General features: G+C 32.7%; 15 protein-coding genes. 4 read left to right on the top strand and 11 right to left on the bottom strand.

Translation table 11 applies throughout. The features are described 5' to 3' along the window. Positions 1 to 40 precede the first annotated feature (40 nt). Positions 41 to 886, bottom strand: coding sequence for a DUF2911 domain-containing protein (locus LX95_RS03350; RefSeq protein WP_111540026.1), 846 nt, complete (start codon positions 884 to 886; stop codon positions 41 to 43). Between the two features lie 150 nt (positions 887 to 1,036). On the opposite strand from LX95_RS03350, the gene LX95_RS03345 reads away from it, so the two are divergent. From LX95_RS03345 to LX95_RS03335, 3 genes are all read left to right on the top strand, one after another. Next, on the top strand, positions 1,037 to 3,295 hold the full coding sequence (locus LX95_RS03345) for a reprolysin-like metallopeptidase (RefSeq protein ID WP_111540025.1): 2,259 nt from the start codon (positions 1,037 to 1,039) through the stop codon (positions 3,293 to 3,295). Positions 3,296 to 3,371: 76 nt separating this feature from the next. Then, positions 3,372 to 4,901 carry a helicase HerA-like domain-containing protein gene (locus LX95_RS03340; protein WP_111540024.1) on the top strand — a complete coding sequence of 510 codons (1,530 nt, stop codon included), beginning with the start codon at positions 3,372 to 3,374 and terminating at the stop codon, positions 4,899 to 4,901. After that, a complete protein-coding gene (locus LX95_RS03335; protein ID WP_111540023.1) occupies positions 4,901 to 5,485 on the top strand; it encodes a pseudouridine synthase in 585 nt (194 codons plus the stop codon). Before LX95_RS03340 ends, LX95_RS03335 begins: the two co-directional genes overlap by 1 nt. Here LX95_RS03335 and LX95_RS03330 read toward each other — a convergent pair. From LX95_RS03330 to LX95_RS03310, 5 genes are all read right to left on the bottom strand, one after another. Continuing rightward, on the bottom strand, positions 5,480 to 6,154 hold the full coding sequence (locus tag LX95_RS03330) for an N-formylglutamate amidohydrolase (RefSeq protein WP_170116574.1): 675 nt from the start codon (positions 6,152 to 6,154) through the stop codon (positions 5,480 to 5,482). The genes LX95_RS03335 and LX95_RS03330 overlap by 6 nt on opposite strands. Further along, positions 6,151 to 7,374, bottom strand: coding sequence for a glutamate-cysteine ligase family protein (locus LX95_RS03325; protein WP_111540021.1), 1,224 nt, complete (start codon positions 7,372 to 7,374; stop codon positions 6,151 to 6,153). Before LX95_RS03325 ends, LX95_RS03330 begins: the two co-directional genes overlap by 4 nt. Continuing rightward, positions 7,364 to 8,815, bottom strand: coding sequence for a RimK family protein (locus LX95_RS03320; RefSeq protein WP_111540020.1), 1,452 nt, complete (start codon positions 8,813 to 8,815; stop codon positions 7,364 to 7,366). The genes LX95_RS03325 and LX95_RS03320 overlap by 11 nt, the downstream gene beginning before the upstream one ends. A gap of 119 nt (positions 8,816 to 8,934) precedes the next feature. After that, positions 8,935 to 10,893: an endonuclease gene (locus LX95_RS03315; RefSeq protein WP_111540019.1), complete on the bottom strand. Its 1,959-nt coding sequence runs from the start codon at positions 10,891 to 10,893 to the stop codon at positions 8,935 to 8,937. A 63-nt stretch (positions 10,894 to 10,956) separates the two neighbouring features. Further along, entirely contained in the window at positions 10,957 to 11,922 is a 966-nt protein-coding gene (locus LX95_RS03310) for a lipid A-modifier LpxR family protein (protein WP_111540018.1), read from the bottom strand. A 95-nt stretch (positions 11,923 to 12,017) separates the two neighbouring features. Between LX95_RS03310 and LX95_RS03305 the strand changes: the two genes are divergently transcribed. Continuing rightward, positions 12,018 to 12,653 (top strand): NAD(P)H-dependent oxidoreductase, encoded by a 636-nt coding sequence (locus LX95_RS03305; protein WP_111540017.1) that lies wholly within the window; start codon positions 12,018 to 12,020, stop codon positions 12,651 to 12,653. Positions 12,654 to 12,706: 53 nt separating this feature from the next. Here LX95_RS03305 and ribB read toward each other — a convergent pair whose 3' ends face one another. The 5 genes from ribB to LX95_RS03280 all read right to left on the bottom strand — a co-directional run bounded on the left by ribB (position 12,707) and on the right by LX95_RS03280 (position 18,909). Next, on the bottom strand, positions 12,707 to 13,852 hold the full coding sequence (gene ribB, locus LX95_RS03300; RefSeq protein ID WP_111540016.1) for a 3,4-dihydroxy-2-butanone-4-phosphate synthase: 1,146 nt from the start codon (positions 13,850 to 13,852) through the stop codon (positions 12,707 to 12,709). Between the two features lie 30 nt (positions 13,853 to 13,882). After that, complete coding sequence (locus LX95_RS03295; protein WP_111540015.1) at positions 13,883 to 15,388, bottom strand: LptF/LptG family permease; 1,506 nt, start codon at positions 15,386 to 15,388, stop codon at positions 13,883 to 13,885. Then, positions 15,389 to 16,033 (bottom strand): LolA family protein, encoded by a 645-nt coding sequence (locus LX95_RS03290; protein WP_111540014.1) that lies wholly within the window; start codon positions 16,031 to 16,033, stop codon positions 15,389 to 15,391. Positions 16,034 to 16,041: 8 nt separating this feature from the next. Beyond that, positions 16,042 to 18,462 (bottom strand): DNA translocase FtsK, encoded by a 2,421-nt coding sequence (locus tag LX95_RS03285; RefSeq protein WP_111540013.1) that lies wholly within the window; start codon positions 18,460 to 18,462, stop codon positions 16,042 to 16,044. Between the two features lie 66 nt (positions 18,463 to 18,528). Next, the gene (locus LX95_RS03280) at positions 18,529 to 18,909 is read right to left on the bottom strand and encodes a diacylglycerol kinase (protein ID WP_111540012.1); all 381 of its coding nucleotides are present in this window, start codon (positions 18,907 to 18,909) and stop codon (positions 18,529 to 18,531) included. Positions 18,910 to 18,971: the final 62 nt, after the last annotated feature.

The raw sequence follows: 18,971 nt of genomic DNA, 5'->3' as shown, positions 1-18,971 counted from the left end.
AACTACTTCCTTATTTGAAGATTAGAATTAGAACTAAGATTTATTTAGCTCCCCACTCTTTTAGAGAGTCTTCATTCATTTTTACGTAATCTTGGTTTCCAGCTTTTTTAGCTGCAGCCAAAGATTTCTTAGCCGTTGCAATAGCATCTTTTTTCTTTCCAGCTTTTGCTTCTATTAAAGATTTTTTTCTCAATACATAGAAAGGAGCATTTTCTTGCATCTCAACAGATTTGTTGATCCATTTTAAAGCTTGATTGATATCTTTTCCTTCTTCAAGAAAATAGCTAGCTGCAGCATAATAATCATTAGCAGAAGGACCATTTAAAACTTTATTGATGCTGGTCATAGTTTTATCTTCCGTAGGAACGTTTACTGTCAAATAAGCAACCGTATCCTCCCATAAAAAGTTAATCGCTGCAGAATCGTTTTTTAACTCATCAATAACAATAGTAAAAGTTTCCATTGTCATTGGCATTTTTTGAACTTCAGCTTTAGCTTTTAAAGCTACTTTGCTTTCATCCCATTTTTGAGGAAGTCCCCAGTTGTTAGTATCATTATAAAATACGATTTCCCAAGAATTTTTAGTAGGATTTGCAAAAAGGGCATAATCTCCAGCAGCTAACTTCTTACCGCCAATCATTACATCATCACTAAATGAGATAGTCGTATTATTATTAGCACCCATTCTCCACATTTTTCCAAAAGGAACTAGATTTCCAAAAATTTCTCTTCCTTTCATAGAAGGTCTAGAGTATTCTACATTAATTGTAGTTAGTCCTACCATTTGTTCCATTTTAGCACTAGGACTTGGTTGTGGCGTTTGAATTTGTGCAAAAGAAAGATTAGCTAACAAAATACAGACGAATAAAATTGTAAATTTTTTCATAACTTATTTAAAAAATTATATGGATTTATATAAAGGTAAAAATACAAAACACTAGTATAGAATTCTCCATTTATATGTAAAAAAAACATCATAAACTTTAAAAGTTAGGATTTCAGTCTTATATTTATGGCTTAATAATAAAGTTAGATTATGAAAAACAAAAAAATTACAAATTTGCTATTAATTGTGATAGCGCTACCTACCTTAGCTTTTGCTCAAAATAGAAATTTTTGGACACAAACTGAAGCTTCGAATATTAGTCAAGAGGACATTAGACAAAGTACTACAATTATTGAAAAATTCGAAACTTATAATTTAAATTTATCAAGTTTTAAAAATGAAATTTTACAGGCTCCATTGAGATTTAAAGGAGTTAATAGTACTGTTGATTTGGTTTTACCTATAGGTAATGAAGCTTTTCAAAAATTCAAAATATACAAAGCTCAAACTATGAGTGATGAATTAGCAGCTAAATTTCCTGCAATTTCATCTTATGTTGGTATTTCTAAAGATAAAAAAAATACGGTCAGACTTACTTTAACGAGTCAAGGTTTATTTGGATCTATATCAACAGAAAATGGTCCTTTGTATATAAACCCATACACTTTATCTGGTAATCAATATCAAGTATTTTTTAGAAAAAATACAGAAAACTCTTCTGATTTTTATTGTTTATCTACCGATGAAATGAGTAGTGAGAGGTCAAGTGAAAACACTTCTAATTTAGCAGATGTAGACGAATCAATATTAAGAAGATACAGGTTAGCTGTTGCTACGACTGGAGAATACTCTCAGTACCATGTAAACTTAACTGGCAACAATGGAAGTTCTGATGCAGTTAAGAAACAAGTAGTAATGGATGCTATTGTCGCTGTTGTAGACAGGGTAAATGAAATATATGAACAAGATCTTGCCTCTACATTTATTCTTGTAGATAATAATGATACGGTTGTATATTTAGATGGTAGTACCGATCCTTTTAACAATAACAACTCTCAAGTATTAATAAACCAAAGTCAACAAGTAATAAATGGTTTAATAGGTAATGCAAATTACGATATTGGTCATACTTTTAGTACTGGTGGAGGTGGTTTAGCACAATTGGCATCTGTTTGTTCTAATACAGCTAAAGCACGTGGTATTACTGGTTTACCCACACCTATAGGTGACCCTTATGCCATAGATTTTGTAGCTCACGAAATTGGTCACCAGTTTGGAAGTCCACATACTTTTAATGGTGACGAAGGCAACTGTTCAGGTGGAAATAGAAGTAATGCAACCGCAGTAGAACCAGGAAGTGGTACAACTATTATGGCATATGCTGGAATCTGTTCTCCAGAAAATGTTCAAGACGCAAGTGATCCTTATTTTCACGCAGAAAGTATTAATGTAATTTACAATAATCTTTCTTTCTCAACAGGAGGTAATTGTGCCGAAGAGATAAATATAAATAATACTGCTCCTCAAGTTAATTCACTTCCAGATTATACTATTCCATACGGAACAGCTTTTGAATTAACAGCAACTGCGACTGATGTAGATGGAGACGATTTAACCTATTGCTGGGAACAAATGGATACAGAAATAACTCCTGCACCACCTACACCAGGTGCTACACAAGGACCGGTATTTAGATCTTTTCTTCCAGTATCATCACCAACACGTTCTTTTCCTAAAGCTAATAGTGTTCTTCAAGGAAACCTAGCTCCTACATGGGAAGTAATATCAGACGGACCTAGAGACTATGAATTTGCAGTAACCGTAAGAGATAATAATGTCTTAGGTGGACAGAGCTCTCGTGAAGATTTAAACATTACCGTTGCTAATACAGGACCATTTGTGGTAACTTCGCAAAATACTCCAGGCCTTAGTTATGATCAAAATGAACCTATAACTGTTACTTGGGATGTTGCTGGAACTAATAGTAACGGAATAAACACCTCTAATGTAGATATTTACTTATCTTATAATGCTGGAATAAGCTTTGAATTAGTTGGAATAGGTCATGAAAATAGTGGTTCATCTACTTTTCAATTGCCAATAGGTACATCATCTTCTATTTGTAGAATTAAAGTAAAAGGAAGAGGAAATGTTTTTTATGCAGTAAACTCTGAGCTTTTCCAAATTACGAATCAATTAGCGGCTGATACAAATGAGTTATCACAACTTTACTCAGTTTACCCTAATCCAAACAACGGAAACTTTACAATTAATTTTAATGAAGCTTCTGGTGCAGATTATTCTGCAAAAGTTTACGATTTAAGAGGAAGATTGATTAGTAATACTATGATTTCTACTTCAGAATCTTTAACAAAAAACATTGATTTAAATCAACCTCAATCTGGAATTTATATTCTAAAAGTTTCTAACGGATCTCAAGAATCTGTAAAGAAATTAATAATTGAGTAAATTTTAAATTTATCTCTTATATTTAAAGCCCTATCTTAATTGATGGGGCTTTTTTAATTATGCTATTGATCTAACTATGGGAACAGAAGAAAAATTTATTAAACATATACAAGAAGGCTATCAAACAAAAGCCGATTATATTTATCTAGGTGCAGCCATGAAAGAAGGAGCTCCACACTCCTGTGCTTCCGTAAAGATTCCTTTAAAAACGTTAAATAGACATGGTTTAATTGCTGGAGCTACAGGTACTGGAAAAACAAAGACGCTTCAAATTTTAGCAGAAAACTTATCCCAAAAAGGTATTCCTGTTGTACTGATGGATATGAAAGGGGATTTAAGCGGATTAGCAAAACCATCACCAATAGCAGACAAATTAGCTGGTAGACATGAAAAAATAGGGTTTGAATTTACTCCAAAAGCTTCTCCCGTAGAAATTTTATCACTTTCTAATCAAAATGGAGTAAAATTGAGAGCTACTGTAAGTGAATTTGGTCCTGTGTTACTGTCTCGTATTTTAGATTTGAGTCCGACTCAAACGGGAATTCTAGCGATCATTTTTAAATATTGTGATGATAAACACATGCCGTTATTAGATCTAGAGGATTTAAAAAAATTAGTTCGCTATATTACTGAAGAAGGAGAAGATGATTTTGAAAAAAAATATGGAAGAGTTTCAAAGTCATCTACAGGTGCCATTTTAAGAAAAATTGTTGCATTAGAGCAACAAGGAGGAGATCGGTTTTTTGGAGAACCTTCATTTGAAGTGAAAGATTTGCTAAAAAAAAATGATTTAGGCGAAGCATTTATAAATATTATTAGATTAAACGATATTCAAGATAAGCCTGCATTATTTTCTACATTTATATTAAGTCTTTTAGCTGAAATTTACTCCACTTTTCCAGAAAAAGGAGATAGTGACCAACCCGAATTGGTCATGTTTATTGATGAAGCACATCTTATTTTTAAAGAAGCCTCAGATGCACTCTTAGATCAAATTGAAAGCATTATTAAACTTATTCGTTCTAAAGGGGTTGGTATATATTTTGTAACCCAAAATCCTACAGATATTCCAAGCGAAGTGTTAAGTCAGCTCGGACTTAAAATTCAGCATGCCTTAAGAGCTTTTACTGCAAAAGACCGAAAAGCTATTAAGCTTACAGCACAAAATTATCCTTTATCTGATTATTATGATACCGAAGAAATATTAACTTCATTAGGTATAGGAGAAGCCTTAGTAACCGCGCTAGATGAAAAAGGAAGACCTACTCCCCTAGCTGCAACTATGTTACGAGCTCCTATGAGCAGAATGGATATACTTACCTCTAGCGAAATTGAAGAAGTGCTTAAAGCTTCAAAATTAATAGATAAGTATAATCAACCTGTGGATCGCGAAAGTGCTTATGAGATGCTTACTAAGAAAATTAAAGAAGCTGAAGAAGAAACCCAAAAAGAAAAAGCTAAAGAACAACGTAAAACTGTAGAGAAAAAAACGAGTCGTTCTACGAGAAGTAATGGCAAATCTGCATCAGATCATATTTTAAAAGTGTTAACTAGTGCAACATTTATTAGAGGGGTAATGAGCATTTTAAATAAAGCTTTTAAGTAATGCATCAACATTTTAAAATCTATAAACCTTACGGATATTTAAGTCAGTTTGTAAACCAGCATAAAAGACGAAAAAACAAAAAGATGTTAGGGGAATTGTATGATTTCCCAAAAGAAACTATGTCCGTTGGCCGATTAGATGAAGATTCAGAAGGTTTACTTATTTTAACTACGGATGGAAAAATGAGCTATAAAATTTTGTCTCAATCTGTAGAGAAAGAATACTATGTTCAAGTCGATGGAGAAATAACTTTAGAAGCTATAGAACAGCTTAAGAAAGGTTTAGAGATTAGTATCAACGGGAAGCCATACACCACACTTCCTTGTAATGCTTTTTTACTTGAAGAAAAACCCACATTCCCAGAAAGAGCTAAAAAAATTAGAGATGAAAGACACGGCCCCACCAGTTGGGCTTCGATTACCTTAACGGAAGGGAAGTTTAGACAAGTGAAAAAGATGACTGCTGCAGTTGGCTTTCCCACACTTAGACTAGTTAGAGTAAGAGTAGGTAATATAAAAGTTGACGAGTTAAATGCTGGAGAAGTAATAGAAGTTACTCAAGAAGTTGAAGAGAAATTTTCATAATTTTTGAATCATTGACTTTAGACTTTTTTGGATTGGTAATGGGAATTGATTATTAACCAACAAACACTGATTAATTTCTATCTCAATTCCACCATAATTTTCGGAAAATTGTTTTCTTAAATAGGTGGTAAAACCATCTGCCGTTCCTAAATAAGGATAGTTTCTTCTTATTTTTAAGTTAGTAGATTTATCCAAGTAATCTATCATTTTTTTCACCCAAAATAACTCAGCGTTTCTTTTTGGATCGTATAAAAATCCTAGATCAGCATTACGTTTTTGTCCGTTTAATATAGGGGTAAAAGAATGCAGAGAGACATGTAAAACTTCCTCTCCTTTGCTTACGAAATTATGTATTTGTTGTTCTATCTCATTCCGATAAGGCAAATAATACTTTTCAATAATTTTTTGCTTAGCGGAAATTTTCAATGATTGCGTAATTTCTGAAAATAAATTTGGATGGTGTAATGATCTATTTTTTTCAATGAGCAAACGAGAGATAGAAGAAGATTTATAAAAATCCGCTTCTATTTTCACGAACTCAAACACCTCTAAAATCCCTAGATCCCAACCTTGATGAGCATCTAAAAGTGTATTTTTTTGTCCAAATAATGAAGAGTAAGCAAGAGGAATTTTGTTTCCTCCATGCTCGCATGTGATTATAAGTTTCAAGGTTGAAACAATTGATTCTTAGCTAAACAACCTGCTAATTGTTGATAGATTTCTCGAATACTATTTTCAGAATTATCTTTAGAAAAAACCTTTAAAATACGTTGTGATAATGAACCTTCACTTAAAATAATTTGGATGGCTTCCTTAGCTTCCTTAGAAAGTTGAAAAGAAACATTCTCTAAAATATAACTCCACAATTGTTTTACGGAAACCTCTCTTCTTTCGAATAAGAAAAGTTCTATAAAGATTTCTGGCAAGATCACTTCATTCCCTTTTGTAATGGCTTGATCAAATATTTTCAACAAATCATTTTCGTGCCACGATTTTAATTCTTCTAAATTTAAATTTTTAATCATCCACTTTAGCGTTTCTATAATTAATTCCGCGACAGCGAGATCTGCTTTGGAGCATTCTTGTAGGTCGATCACTCTAATTTCAATAGCATTTCTATCAAACCGAGCTATAGCTCCTCTAGAGTTTAAAAATAAATGATCTAAAATTTTATGCTTATCATAAGGAGTAATCGCTTTTTGAATAGGCTGAAAAATTTTTTGATGATAAGTCTCTTTAGAAAAAACCTGCTCTGGAATCACTTTCCCTGTCATTACAGGAATTTTCTGTTGATTGTTTTTATAGTACTCTAAACGTGTATCTAAAACACCGGTAGTTTTTCCTTCTAAAATAGGAGAACTAGCGGTCAACGCAGGAATAATAGGCAATAATATACGTATAGCGGCGTGAAGTTGTTCAAATTCTTCATCGTAGTAAAAGGGTAGGTTAATATGCATACTTTGCACGTTGGACCAACCGTGACCCTTACAGTCAAAAATTCGATTATACAACTCATACACTTCACTATAGCTATGTTTCCATAATACAGTTTCCGTCAACGGATTCATAAAAGGGTGCGAAGCTGTTGGTAATAATTGCAATCCTTTCTGCTTTAGAAGGATGTTGATCTCTTGAATGTTTTTATAAAAATCCTGAGATAGTTTTTTAATATCTGCAGCAGGTCCATTTGTTTTTATTTCCACCACGTGAGCTACCAACTCATTGCTCCAACTTATAGCACCATTATCAATATCTGAAGTAATACTTCCGCTTTTAAGCATAAATAGTTCATCTACATTCGGGGCTATTTTTAAACTCTCTTGTTGAACGAGCATATACTCTAATTCTATCCCTACCACTTCGAACAAATGATACTTTTTACTTTTCATTTAAACGTTTAATTAATGCTTCTAGGATTTTGATGTAAATTTCGTCTCCGTAATAGGCATCTTCTACTCCTGCATCTATATTAGGATTATCGTTAATTTCAATAACTAAAGCTTTACCATTTATCTCTTTAATATCAATTCCAAAAAGTCCTTTTCCCATAATTTTAGTTGCTTTTATCGCAGCTTCTAAAATAGGTTTAGGCACTTTCTCTATGGGTAAACAATCGGCATTACCGTCTTGGTCGTCTTTATCTTTAGCATCCCAATTATAAATTTGCCAGTGTCCTTTTGCCATATAGTAACGACAAGCATAAAATGGAACTCCATCTAGCATACCTATACGCCAATCATAATCTGACGGACAAAATTCTTGCGCGATAATAAGTTCTGAAGTTTTGAGCATATCTTTTACTAAGCTATGATACTCCTCTACTGTTGTAGCTTTCTTTACTCCAAAAGAAAAGGTAGAATCTGGAGATTTTAACACACAAGGTAATGGGATATAATCTAATACAGCTTGAATATTTTCTTGATGAACAATTTTAGTTTTTGGTGCAGCAATACCTGCAATTTCTAGAGCTTCGGCCATAAATACTTTATTACAGCATTTTAAGATAGCATCGGGTTCATCTACAATGGCTATATTTTCTTGTTGTGCTTTTCTTGCAAATGCATAAGCTTCATTCATCACCTCGGTACTTTGTCTTATCAACAAAGCATCAAACGAAGAAAGTCTAGATAGATCTTTAGGTGTAACAACCTCTACATAAAAATGCATTTTTTCGGCAATTTCTATAAATTTCTTAATCGCTTTTGCATTACTTGGCGGAGCTACATCTCCCTCTTTTACCAAAATAGCCAAATCGTACATCGCTTTTGAAGGGCGTGCAGTATCATATCTTTTTTTAGAAAAATATTGCTGAGCAAACAACTTTAAACTTTCTTGATGATCTTCTGGAATATCTGATCCACCAATAGCTTTTATTTGCTGAATATGCCACTTATGAGTATAATTAAATTTTACTCTTAGAAAAGGTATTTGAAAATGACGATGAATCATCGCACTTAAATCTTTGTATTTTTGAGCTACGTTCTGACCAAAATAGATACTCAACACAAACTCTCTAGACTTTATATTCTTTAAGCTTTGCTGAATAAGATCATCAAACTCTTCTGATACGATCTTAACCAGTTTTAAAGCCCGTAAGTCTACTAGGTTTTTCACTGTAGGTAATGGAGAGTGACCTCTTGCCTCTGCCAACAGGGAAACATAATAGCCTTTAGATTGATAAGAAAAGTTCTTACATAAATTAAAAACCCTTGCATTTTTTAAAGATGCATAAGAAGGGTTGGTAAGGTAATCTTTGGCAGAAATTATTTTGGCATTTTCTTCTAAAAAATGCCAAGATTTAGGTTGATCTACAACTATAAATTTATTCATTTGAATTTTATAAAACCGAGCTAATGTAAACTAAAATTCAATTGAAAAAATAAAAATTTTTCATAAAAAAAACCTTACTTTTTAAGAAGTAAGGCTTTAATATTCAGTAGTATAAAAGCTTATTTCACTATAAGCTTTTTAGTGAATTTATGATGGTTTTTATCAATTTGAAGTAAATAAACTCCCGTAGATAAATTAAGTTGAATCTCTTCCGTATGAGTAGCTTCAAAAGTGTTTAGTTTTTGACCTGTAACATTATAAACAGATAATGTGAAATTTCCATTTACTCCATTCACGAAAATACTTCCGCTTGACGGATTTGGATATACACTAATTTCATTTTCACTTAAAGAATCAACATTTAAAGGATTATTCCACGTATTTCCTACTTGATTTCCCCAGATGTATTCCACTAAATCTGGATAATCAATAAATGGATTTCTATTCTTTTGCCATTCGTATACGACATTATTTCTATTCATTTCAAAATCATCTGGAGGGTCATTTCTATGCCAAGTCAACAAGGTAGCTAGATCTCCTAATTCGCCAGGACCATTCTCTGGAAAACCATTTACTATCGCTAAATTATTATAACGAATCGCCATATATAATACACTTCTAGCTACATCACCTTTAAAGCTACCCTGAGTGTTTTGCGGACCTGTATATTCCCCATAATGTTGGTTGTTTCGAGAACTGTTTTCAGGTCCGTCTACAGCTCTTAAAGCGTGAGCGTCTGAGTTTCCATGACGAAGGGAATCTGCATTGGTGTTCCAAAAGATATTCTTCCCATCGGCGATATCATCATCTTCGATACTAGCAAAACCTCCTCTAGATCTTGGATAAGTATGTTCTCTATTCCAAGTTCCAAAATTATTTGAAGTAGTTTGAAAATCTAATTTTGGTCTAGAAATCTCTAAGTATACCAACCATACTTCATTACTATTTGCTGGGTTTTGATCTGCTTCTTTTAAAATATCAATTACGTCTGCATAGGTTTGCGCTCTAACCACGCCTTCTTCTGATATAATATCTTGTAAAGCATCTGTTAGATTAGTACCTGATAAACCATCTATAGGACTATAATATCCTGCTGGTTTGGTATTCGCAACAGTGCCAAAAGTAGGATTTATAGGTGTTCCCCAAGGAGAAACTACAAAATCATTATCTACAATACGTAATTCAATTTGATCATTTAGAGCAATAAAATCACTAGGTAAATTTGTTAACTGAATAAGAGCCACTTCGTCACCCTCATCGCTAGTATCATCTATCAATTGAATATTCGTTGTCACGGAATTATTTCCGCTAAGGATCGTCAATGTAGTAGAGCCTGTAAAATCTGAATTATCAAAACCTGCATTATTTAAGCTAAAGCTGAAGGTTTCATCTTGTGATACTGCATTTTCTGTGGTGAAAGTAATATCAAAATTATTTCCCTCATCATACTGAGTTGCGGTGGTCGAAATTGTAAGTCCGTTTAAAACAATACCGCTACCATCATTTAATTGTCTTGGCGTTGGCGTAGTCACAGTATAGGTAACTCCATCATTATTTAACTGAATAGATTCAAAATCTTTATTATTATTTTCATCTTCATCAATCTGTACTGTTTCGCCTAATAAAGCCATTAAACCAGTAGCATCGGCGTCACTTGTATCGTAAACTAAAGCATCAATCAAATTGGTTTGTGTCGCTAGAGTTCCTTCAGGAAATGCCGAGGGACTATCCTGATAAATTGCTACTCCATCAGCACCGTTTTGAATTAAATTGGGAGAAATAATATACTGCGGAACTGGAGAAACTTGACTACTTCCTATAAGTAAAAGTCCGTTCACATCTGTAGTATAGCCCGACAAATCGAAGGTTAAGTAGCTAGAATTACCTCCAGAGGTGGAAGCATTAAAGAATACGAGTACATATCCGTTAAGGTTAAAATTAGGAGTGTTAGATTTTATTTCGACAAATTCTAGATCATCGATGCTATCGCTATCTGAATCTAATTCATTAATAACCAACTGTGAATAAGTCGTTAATGAGGTGAGAAATAAAAAAAAGAGGGTAAAAATAGATTTCATATGTATGATTTTTCGCAAAGATACTATGACCAAATAAGACTAAAGTAACTTAAATGTTAATACTTAAAATTGGTAGGCGATACTTATAGCACCATAACTATGTGTTCTTATAGAGTCTATTTCACCACTATTAATATAATAAATAGCAGAAAAATCTAAATCCCTATAATGAATAAAACCTCCTAAACTAGCATGAAAAGTAGTATGATCTATATCTTCTAAAATGTAATCATTCTTGTTAGATCCAAACATATTACCTTGTAAAGTGGCATCGTAAGCTTTTAATTTAAATCCTCCTGTCAACTTTATAAAATACTCTACTTCATCATTAGAATTAAATAATGAGTTTTGAAATGCTGTAGATTTTTGAATTTCTAAAAACCTACCAAAACGTATTCCTAACTGAGGGTTCACAAAAGTTCTTACGTTTCCTAAAGAAGCATTTCCTTCTACAAAACCGTTAAAACTATTATTTGTAAAAATAGAGCGTGTATAGTTCGCTTTTAAATTTACTCCTAGCTGATTGGGTACTTGCTTGTCCCAACCTTCTAGCACTACATCTCCGGAAACTTGTGAATGAAACCAATCTTGTAACTCGTGTGCTTGAGAAATTTCACCTAAAACACCAATTTCTGCTTTAAATGTTATTATACTTTTATCGAACGCATAAGTAGTACCTAATGTAGCATATGACCAACCCGCAAAAGGTCTAATTCCAGTAGTTTCACCTGTATTAAAATTATAATTTGGAGTATAAGCTTCTAATTTTAAATTAATAAAATGAAGAAAGTCCTTTTTATCTGAAAAAATACGCGTAAATAAGTTTTCCTTGTTTGGAATAAATCTATAACCTGCTGAAACGCCAAAGGAGTATGATCTATCTTTATTAGTAAATACCGCAAAGAAATCGTTATCTGTAGAAGCTACAATCTGGTGTCGGTTATTGTTTTGAGAAGGTAAGCTGTCGTCTTGAGCAGTCATTTGAAGACTCAATCCTAAAAATAAAGCAATAATGTATATGTTATTCATAAGTGGAAATCGAAAGTATAATTTATAGATTTAATTTTCTGTAATTGAGTGCGAATCTTTGTAAATTGCCGCAAAGATAAACAAACCTTAAGTTAATGAATGTTATAGATTCGTTAGAATGGCGTTATGCCGTTAAAAAATTTGACACCGAAAAAAAGATTTCTCAAAATAAAATAGAAATCTTAGAAAAAGCTTTTTCACTTACGGCAACCTCTTATGGATTGCAGCCTATAAAAATGCTCGTCGTTGAAAATAAAAAAGTTCAAGAACAACTTTTAGAACCTTGTTTTAATCAGCAACAAATAAGTACAGCTTCTCACGTACTTGTTCTATGCATTGAGGATAATATTGATGAGCAATTTATTCTCAACTATTTCGAGAGAGTAAAGGATCTAAGAAATACGCCAGACGAAATTTTAAATCCGTTTAAAGATTTTCTTATTAAAGATTTTGAAAAAAGCAGTAAAGAGAAAATTGAAACTTGGGCAAAAAACCAATTGTATTTAACGATGGGAAATTTACTAACGGTTTGCGCCATTGAAAAAATTGACGCTTGTCCTATGGAAGGGTTTCAGCCAAAAAAAGTAGAAGAAATTTTAGGTTTAGATAAGTATCGATTAAAACCCGTTTTGTTGTTACCCGTTGGTTATCGAGCAAAAGATGATATGTTTGCTGAGTTTAAAAAAGTAAGAAAAACTTTAGAAGATACGATTATACATTATGAAAAATAAGTATTTTTCATAATGTATAATTTTCCTATCGAGATTATGATAAGCAATTAAAATTAGTAATTAACGTACTCTGTAATTTCTAATCCGTAACCTATCATCCCTACTCTTTTCGTTTGTTTAGAGTTTGATAGTAGTTTTATTTTATGAATTCCCAAATCGTGTAATATTTGCGCCCCAATACCAAAATCTTTATTATCTAAGGCTAATCTTGGTGCTTTTATTTCACCATTCTTTTGCAACTCTTTTAATTCTTCTAAACGAGTAAGAATATTAAGGTTGGCCATTTCTTGATTAATAAATACAATAGCTCCACTCTCCTCTTTATTCAACGCTTTAAACATTTCGTCTAGTTTCTTGTCGGCGTTATTAGTAAGCGTACCTAAAATGTCATTATTTACCAAAGTAGAATTTACTCTAACTAAAACTGGTTCTTCTGTACTCCAGTTTCCTTTGGTTAAAGCAATATGAACTTGATTGTTGGTGGTTTGCTTGTAAGCTCTAATTCTATAGTTTCCAAAACGAGTTTCAATATCAAAATCTTCTTTTTTCTCTATTAAAGAGTCGTGCTGCATTCTATAAGCCACCATATCTTCAATAGAGATTAATTTAAGATCAAATCTCTTAGCTACTTCTACCAGTTGTGGTAAACGTGCCATAGTCCCATCATCATTAAGAATTTCAACTAAAATCCCAGCCGATTCAAAACCTGCTAATCGAGCTAAATCTACCGCAGCTTCTGTATGACCTGTTCTTCTTAAAACTCCCCCATTTTTCGCTTTAAGCGGAAAAATATGACCAGGTCTTCCCAAATCACTAGGTTTAGTTTCTTTTTCAACTAAAGATTTTATGGTTTTTGCTCTATCGTGCACTGAAATTCCTGTGGTACAACCGTGACCTATCAAATCTACCGATACTGTAAATTGGGTATGGTGCAAAACGGTATTATTATCTACCATCATATTTAAGCCTAACTCATCACAACGATCTTCAGTAAGTGGAGCACATATTAATCCGCGGCCGTGTTTAGCCATAAAATTAATCATCTCTGGTGTTACTGCTTCCGCGGCAGCGATAAAATCACCTTCATTTTCTCTATCTTCATCATCTACAACGATTACCATTTTTCCTTTACGGATGTCGTCTATAGCTTCTTTTACAGTATTGAGTTGTATTTTGGTAGGTGTGATATCTTGAGTCATTTTCTTTTTCTTTTGTGCAAAGTTAAGTATCTATTCTTTGTCTTTCTTTGCTAATCCTATTTTTCTGAAGAATTTTTTAATGGGTAAAATAATTACGTCTGGGTTAAAGAAACCTTGATCTGTCGTTGCTCTATAAGTTAAAAATGCCCCTAAAGGTAACATAATAAATGTCGAGAGCCAAGAAGCAAAAAACGGACTTACAGCGCCATTTTCTGCACTATTTTTAGCAAATATCCCAATAAAGTGATAGGTTAAAAATAATAAGATTGCAATAACCATAGGTAAACCTAATCCTCCTTTACGAATAATAGCTCCTAAAGGTGCTCCCACAAAAAATAAAATAAAGCAAGCGAGCGCTAAAGCATACTTGTTGTGTAATTGAATTTCGGTTTTATTAATGGTTTCTCCTTTTTTTCTAAGTATAGATCTTTTTCCTTTAATATTTGATAAGGTTCCTCGCACAGATCCTATAGCAATATTTAAGTGTTGTTGTTGATCTAGAAATGTGTAAGAGTCATATAATTCTTCTAAATTTTTAATATTGTACTTTTCAGGTTTATCTCCTTGAACACTTTTTATAGCTATTTTTTTGGATGCTATAGTATCGTTCAACTTTTTAGGAGCTATGCCAATTTTTTCAACTCCACTCCTATTTAAAATATTATCTGAAAAGCTTTTTTTATCTTGATTAAGGTCTTCTGACAAAGAATCTATCGCTACACGAAGTTCTTTACTATCTAACATTTTGTAAGAATAGTTATATTTTTCTTCGCTCAAGTCTACTTCATTAAAGCTCGATAAATCTATATTGATCTTGTATTCATCAAAGTAACTTTTTACAAAAGGTTTTTTTCTTCTGGCTTCATAGTCATTAGGCTGAACTTCATCATAATAATTACCATCAAAAAGAATAAGTGATAATATATCTGAATCTTTATCTCCTACCAGTTCACCATCTTTGGCTTTAATGACAGTGAAATTCCCTCTCATATTAGGATTTTTCTTATGAATAATGACATCCTTAAGAAACTGATCATTATCACCAGATTTGTCCTTCACTTTAATATTTACATCTCCTATTTCATTAAAAGCTCCTTCTACAATAGCCATTGCAGGTTTTAACTTAGAGATATTCTTTCTTAAATTAATAGATTTAAATTCTGCCCACGGAATTACGTTGTTTGCAAAGAAAAAAGCCGTAATACTTAAAAAAGAAATAAATATAATAAGACTTCGCATAGCGCGCTGTAAAGAAATCCCAGAAGATTTCATAGCTGCAAACTCATAGTTTTCTGCAAAGCTACCAAACGTCATAATAGAAGTTACCAAAATAGTTAATGGTAACACTAATGGAATTAAATTGGGAGCAAAATAAAACAGAAAGCGAGCTATAATTAAAAAGTCCAAATCTTTACCCGCAAGCTCTGATATGTATAACCAGATGGTTTGGAGTAAAAAAATGAACATTAAAATCGTAAAAACTGCTAAGAAAGTTTTTAGATAACTCTTAAATATGTAACGATCTATTATTTTCAATTAGTCGAGTCTATTGATGTAATATCCAGCATATTTACTTTCATCAAAAGAAAATAAATTATTAGAAAGAGGTTCGTTGGTTTTGAAACTATTCACTTTAATAGTCACTTTGGTACCGTTATCTTGTTTTTGAATTAAGTTATAAATATGCTTAGTCTGCACATCTATTCCTAATAAAATTTCTTTTATCTCAGCTTCAGAATCAATTGGGTTTAATTTTATATACTGTATTTTTCTACCTTTTATATCTTGTGTAGTATCCCATTTATAGGTATAACCATCTTCATAAAAGGTTAGCATTTTTGATGGAGTAATACCTTGATCGTCATTAGGGTTGTAAGTAGAAATCGTAATTTCTTCATCCTCGGGAACGATTGTATATAATTTTTTTCCATCGAAAACACGAGTTATTCCCATCAAATTAAGGCGGTAAAGTTCTCCTTTAAGACTTACATCTCCTCTTGTTTCTTGCTTAATATTTTCTGCCGTGTTTTCTAAAACATATTTAAAATCCACTACAATATTATCGTAAGATTTAACTTTTTGAGAAACTTCAGTTAATAATTTTTCAGCTTTCGCAGAATTTTGAGCTTGCACTAAACCTGATAATCCTATGGCTAAAACTAGTAAAACAATCTTTTTCATTATACTTATTATTCGTTATTTAAAAATTCATCTAAAGCAACCAAATCGGTTATTAAAACTTGTCTGGCTTTACTTCCTTCAAAAGGACCTACAATTCCTGCAGCTTCCATCTGGTCTATTATTCTACCCGCTCTATTATAACCTACTTTCAATTTTCTTTGTAATAAAGAAGCAGATCCTTGCTGAGCAGTAACCAAAATTTCGGCAGCTTCACGAAACAGTTTATCTCTTTCGCTAACATCTATATCAAGTCCTGTGCCACTTTCTTCGCCTTCATATTCTGGCAGTAAATGAGCATCTGGATAAGCTTTTTGTGCACCAATAAAATCTACGATTTTTTCTACCTCTGGAGTATCTACAAAAGCACATTGTAAACGCACCAAATTATTTCCTTGTGTGTACAACATATCTCCTTTACCAATTAATTGATCGGCTCCTCCCGTATCTAATATAGTTCTAGAATCTATTTTACTGGTTACCCTAAAAGCGATTCTTGCAGGAAAGTTGGCTTTAATCATACCTGTAATTACATTTACCGATGGTCGCTGTGTAGCTATAATTAAGTGAATTCCAATCGCACGTGCTAACTGCGCCAATCTGGCAATAGGAGTTTCTACTTCTTTCCCTGCAGTCATAATTAAATCGGCGAATTCATCCACCACTAATACAATGTATGGAAGATATTTATGTCCGTTTTCCGGATTTAATTTTCTAGCTTTAAACTTCTCGTTATACTCTTTAATATTTCTAACCATGGCGTCTTTTAACAAGTCGTAACGGCTATCCATCTCAATACAGAGTGAGTTAAGCGTGTTAATTACTTTGGTATTATCCGTAATAATCGCCTCTTCAGAATTTGGAAGTTTGGCTAAATAATGTCTTTCAATTTTATTGAATAAGGTAAGTTCTACTTTTTTAGGATCTACCAATACAAACTTTACCTCTGCAGGATGTTTTTGGTACAGTAATGATGTTAATACCGCATTTAACCCAACCGATTTTCCTTGACCCGTTGCTCCTGCCATTAACAAGTGAGGCATTTTAGCCAAATCAACTACATAAGTTTCATTAGAAATGGTTTTCCCTAAAGCCACCGGAAGTTGCATTTCGGCATTTTGAAATTTAGCTGAAGCCACCACCGACCTCATACTTACAATCGTAGAGTTCTTATTAGGAACCTCAATACCAATAGTTCCTTTTCCAGGAATTGGAGCAATAATCCTTATTCCTAAAGCCGAAAGTGATAATGCAATATCATCTTCTAAGTTTTTAATTTTAGAAATACGAACTCCTGCTTCTGGTACAATCTCATATAAGGTAACCGTAGGTCCTACAGTTGCTTTAATTTGAGCAATTTCAATCTTATAGTTTTTAAGCGTATTGACAATATTATTTTTGTTCTCTTCTAGTTCTTCTTGATTAATGGTGATCCCACCGCCGCCTGCATTGTAATCTTTTAATAATTCTATGGTAGGGAATCTATAATTTTGAAGTTCTAAAGTAGGGTCGAATTCTCCAAAATCTTTGACCAATTTTTTACTTAATGTATCTACCTCTTCTTCTTCTTCAACCGTGGTTTCAACTTCCATCGAAACGTCTCCTTCTTCTTCATTACCTTCAATCACTATTTTTTCTGATTTAGGTTCAGGTTTAGGCGCGGGCGTTGATTCTTGTAAAGTTTCTTCTGTTTCGGCTTTTACATCTTTCGCTTCCGCGGAAGCGTTATCTTGAACGTTATGGGTTTGTTGGGTTTGCTCTTCTTGTTCTTTCTTTAAAAAATCTTGAAGTATTTCTTCTTCTTTGGCTTTAGAATCTTCAAAGTCTTGAGAAACTTCCTTTTTGGTACGTTCAAAATAGCTGGCAACCAACTCTGGGGTGATGTTAAGTCTAATTACTAAATAAGCAATCATTACAAAAATAAGCACTAAAAGAGTTCCTGTAAATCCTAAGTAATCTTGTAAAAAGTCATTTGTTTCGTAACCTATAACTCCGCCCAACAAGGCATTTTTTGTAGCGAAAAAACCCAATAGCGTTGAAAACCATATCATCACTAAAATTCCCCAAAACCAAAAGTTTTTAAGAGACTTAGAATTGAGATTAAAAAATAAATAAATTCCTGTGAGAGAAGTGAGAATGGCAAGACTAAAAGAAGCGATCCCAAAGCCTTTATAAATAAAAAAGTGGCTTATTTCTGCTCCAAATTTACTCAGCCAGTTTTTAGTTTCTATGTTTCTATCGGTAAAATATCCAATGGTATCTTGGTCATATTTCCAATTAAAAAGAAATGATATAAACGCAATTGTAAGTGCTATACCCAAAAGCATTAAAAAGCTACCTAAAAGTACTTTGTGCTTCCTTGTAATAATTACTTTTGGAAACTTAGAAGGGGCTTTTTTATTTTTTTTTGCTTTTGTTTTTTTCTTCGCCATTTATGTTCTTAATAAGCCGCAAAAATACAAATATGATTCTAAATTTTAGGCTGTAAATATTAGGGTTTATAGATTAATATTAACAATGTAAGGGTAATAAATTAGTATCCCAATAATTACAGCTACTAAAGCGGCAAAAAAAACAGCTCCAGCGGCAAAATCTTTAATTAAACCTATTTTTTGGTGAAAATCGGGATGAATAAAATCAGCTATTTCTTCAATAGCTGTATTTGCACCTTCTAAACTCATAACCAAACCTATAGCTAAAGTTTGTAGTATCCATTCTTCTTTTGAGATATTAAAATAACAGCCAGCAAAGATCATACATATTGCGATTATTGCTTGCACTTGCACGCTAGGTTCTGTTTTTAATAATAAAAATGCACCTTTTACAGCATAAACTCCTCCTTTGAGTCTACTAATGATAAAATTATTTTTCTTTTTCATACTTCTAAAAGCTAAAAGTAACTATAATCTTAAGACCTTAAAATAAATCTACAAAAAAAGGC

This window comes from Mesonia algae, assembly GCF_003253545.1.
GTDB classification, from domain to species: Bacteria; Bacteroidota; Bacteroidia; order Flavobacteriales; family Flavobacteriaceae; genus Mesonia; species Mesonia algae.
This window is presented reverse-complemented; position numbering and strand designations above follow the sequence as displayed.

Excerpts from the sequence above, each read along its gene's own strand:
- LX95_RS03345 (WP_111540025.1), top strand. The coding sequence starts at position 1,037 with ATGAAAAACAAAAAAATTACAAATTTGCTATTAATTGTGATAGCGCTA.
- LX95_RS03290 (WP_111540014.1), bottom strand. The coding sequence starts at position 16,033 with ATGAAAAAGATTGTTTTACTAGTTTTAGCCATAGGATTATCAGGTTTA.
- LX95_RS03325 (WP_111540021.1), bottom strand. The coding sequence starts at position 7,374 with ATGAAAAGTAAAAAGTATCATTTGTTCGAAGTGGTAGGGATAGAATTA.
- LX95_RS03305 (WP_111540017.1), top strand. The coding sequence starts at position 12,018 with ATGAATGTTATAGATTCGTTAGAATGGCGTTATGCCGTTAAAAAATTT.
- LX95_RS03310 (WP_111540018.1), bottom strand. The coding sequence starts at position 11,922 with ATGAATAACATATACATTATTGCTTTATTTTTAGGATTGAGTCTTCAA.
- ribB (WP_111540016.1), bottom strand. The coding sequence starts at position 13,852 with ATGACTCAAGATATCACACCTACCAAAATACAACTCAATACTGTAAAA.
- LX95_RS03285 (WP_111540013.1), bottom strand. The coding sequence starts at position 18,462 with ATGGCGAAGAAAAAAACAAAAGCAAAAAAAAATAAAAAAGCCCCTTCT.
- LX95_RS03335 (WP_111540023.1), top strand. The coding sequence starts at position 4,901 with ATGCATCAACATTTTAAAATCTATAAACCTTACGGATATTTAAGTCAG.
- LX95_RS03340 (WP_111540024.1), top strand. The coding sequence starts at position 3,372 with ATGGGAACAGAAGAAAAATTTATTAAACATATACAAGAAGGCTATCAA.
- LX95_RS03280 (WP_111540012.1), bottom strand. The coding sequence starts at position 18,909 with ATGAAAAAGAAAAATAATTTTATCATTAGTAGACTCAAAGGAGGAGTT.
- LX95_RS03350 (WP_111540026.1), bottom strand. The coding sequence starts at position 886 with ATGAAAAAATTTACAATTTTATTCGTCTGTATTTTGTTAGCTAATCTT.
- LX95_RS03320 (WP_111540020.1), bottom strand. The coding sequence starts at position 8,815 with ATGAATAAATTTATAGTTGTAGATCAACCTAAATCTTGGCATTTTTTA.
- LX95_RS03315 (WP_111540019.1), bottom strand. The coding sequence starts at position 10,893 with ATGAAATCTATTTTTACCCTCTTTTTTTTATTTCTCACCTCATTAACG.